Source organism: Facilibium subflavum, assembly GCF_003574485.1.
Taxonomy (GTDB): domain Bacteria; phylum Pseudomonadota; class Gammaproteobacteria; order Francisellales; family Francisellaceae; genus Facilibium; species Facilibium subflavum.
Genome location: NZ_QLIT01000299.1, coordinates 1 through 1,827, shown reverse-complemented (window position 1 = coordinate 1,827; position 1,827 = coordinate 1). Strand labels below are relative to the sequence as shown.

Annotated in this window: 5 protein-coding genes; all 5 read left to right on the top strand. The window is 34.4% G+C overall.

All coding sequences use genetic code 11. From position 1 onward, the window contains the following. The coding region (locus DNK84_RS13535; protein ID WP_162902498.1) for a hypothetical protein at positions 1-199 on the top strand (199 nt) is incomplete at its 5' end. Next, a complete protein-coding gene (locus tag DNK84_RS13530; protein ID WP_119344993.1) occupies positions 199-744 on the top strand; it encodes a hypothetical protein in 546 nt (181 codons plus the stop codon). The genes DNK84_RS13535 and DNK84_RS13530, both read left to right, overlap by 1 nt. A gap of 45 nt (positions 745-789) precedes the next feature. Further along, complete coding sequence (locus DNK84_RS14505) at positions 790-960, top strand: hypothetical protein (protein WP_162902497.1); 171 nt, start codon at positions 790-792, stop codon at positions 958-960. A gap of 290 nt (positions 961-1,250) precedes the next feature. Then, complete coding sequence (locus tag DNK84_RS13525) at positions 1,251-1,580, top strand: cell filamentation protein Fic (RefSeq protein ID WP_119344992.1); 330 nt, start codon at positions 1,251-1,253, stop codon at positions 1,578-1,580. 82 nt (positions 1,581-1,662) lie between these two features. After that, positions 1,663-1,791, top strand: coding sequence for a hypothetical protein (locus DNK84_RS14935; protein ID WP_268876910.1), 129 nt, complete (start codon positions 1,663-1,665; stop codon positions 1,789-1,791). Positions 1,792-1,827 lie beyond the last annotated feature (36 nt).

The following is a 1,827-nucleotide window of genomic DNA, read 5'->3' as shown; positions in this document are numbered from 1 at the left end:
GCTTATGAAAATTTATCCAGAAAAGCTCAAAAAGCATGGGTTTCCTCAACGCTCAATTGTTCGTAAGGGCATGGATTTTATTAGCAAATCATTGGCGGAGATTGTGATTAATACAAGTAAAATCATGGCATCAATTAAGCTTGTATTTGAGCTAAAGTTAACAAAAATTCAAACAGAAAAACTACTTAGTGTCCTGTAGTGTGGATAAGACAGGCAAAAATAAATTATATAAAAAAACAAGAGCATCGATTTGTTAAGGCTGTTATTTCTCAAGCAGTCACGGCTTACCGTAATAAAAATGGTCTTAAAAAGACAAATGACCGTTTTGAAGGTATTTTATCGATAGATGAAAAAGGAAAAATACAGTTTAGCAAAAATCTCAGAGAAGGGTTAAATCCAGAAAAACTTAAGCTTCAAGATTTAAATGCGATTATGACTAAGCTTAAAGAAACACGTGGGTTGACAGGGAGCGTGAATCGCTCAGAAAAAGAGTTTAAAAAGGCGGTTGATATAATTTTGGATCAAAACAATGGTGCGGCAAGCCGCTGGATATCAGTAAATGGTAAACTAAGAATGGGTGATACGATTAGTCTTAAGGCAAACTATAATGCTTTGATGCCTGGCGGTGAAGATTTACTGAGTGCTCAAGCTAGCAACAGTTCATCTGGAGGCGGTGAAGATCTTGCATTTTTCAATGAAGAAAATGCGCAAGACCGAGAAAAAGCACCTGAGCCTATTGCGTAGCCTTTTCACAATCATAATGATTTTAAAAATATAGAGAAAGAAATAATGTATAAAATCTTAACAAAAATAGTGATAAATACAGGGCAGTTAGCTAAAAAAGCGATTATGTCCTACGTAACGTATAATAAGCTGCTGTTACATTTTCAGCTAAGTCAATATGATGATATTCCAGATAAGCGCAAAGCTGATCTAATTGCAAAAAACCCAAAAGAATAGCCTTTTGATTATGGCCATAACTGCCTTGAGTTACTACGTTTATCACGTGGATCATCGCCAAGCGATGATGACGGTTGTTTGGCAAGGAGCGCCTTTTGGTTTTGGCCATAACTTCCTTGGGTACCCAACGGTAGTCACGTGTTTATTCAGTTAAAAAATATGTCGATATTTTTCTATTTTTTCGACATGTTTCCTTGACATGTTTATGCCATCGACAAAACAAGAAAGAGTACTACCAAAATCTTTTAAATGTAACGTTAGAAGAGGATTGGGAGGCCTGGATTATCTACATGCTGGATGCGGTAGAAAATACCTCTGTCTGGACATGCAGAAAAATTAAGGCAATTGTTGGTTTGATGGAAGAAACTATAAATAATGTTAAAGCTAAACTTCCAAAAGTATATTCAAGAGAACTAATTGAGCTATTGTTTGTCCAACCTTATTGTAGAATTGTTAACTTGGTAGATGAAGGTATAGCAAAGAGGCAGACTGCTTCGGAATATCTTAAAAAACTTGTAAGTGAAAATATTTTAAAAGAAATAGAAGTAGGAAGAGAAAAAATTTATATTAACATTAGGTTCTGTGAACCAAAAAAACTACAAGATGTGAAATTAAGTTGATTTAATTTAATTAAAAAATGATTTGCAAGGTTGCAATCCTTGGTTTTAAATATATTTGAGAAAAACAACAAAGGATTGCAAAATGCATTATCACATAAATGAAAATGCTTGGGAAAAGATTTATGAATTTTTAATGACGGTAAAGAGGATACACTGCAAAAATACGGAATCTTTGCGTTTATTCGTGGAAGGGGTTTACTATGTTTTATGATCGGGTTGTCAATGGCCCATACTTCCTGACTACTAC

Excerpts from the sequence above, each read along its gene's own strand:
- DNK84_RS14505 (WP_162902497.1), top strand. The coding sequence starts at position 790 with ATGTATAAAATCTTAACAAAAATAGTGATAAATACAGGGCAGTTAGCT.
- DNK84_RS14935 (WP_268876910.1), top strand. The coding sequence starts at position 1,663 with ATGCATTATCACATAAATGAAAATGCTTGGGAAAAGATTTATGAATTT.
- DNK84_RS13525 (WP_119344992.1), top strand. The coding sequence starts at position 1,251 with ATGCTGGATGCGGTAGAAAATACCTCTGTCTGGACATGCAGAAAAATT.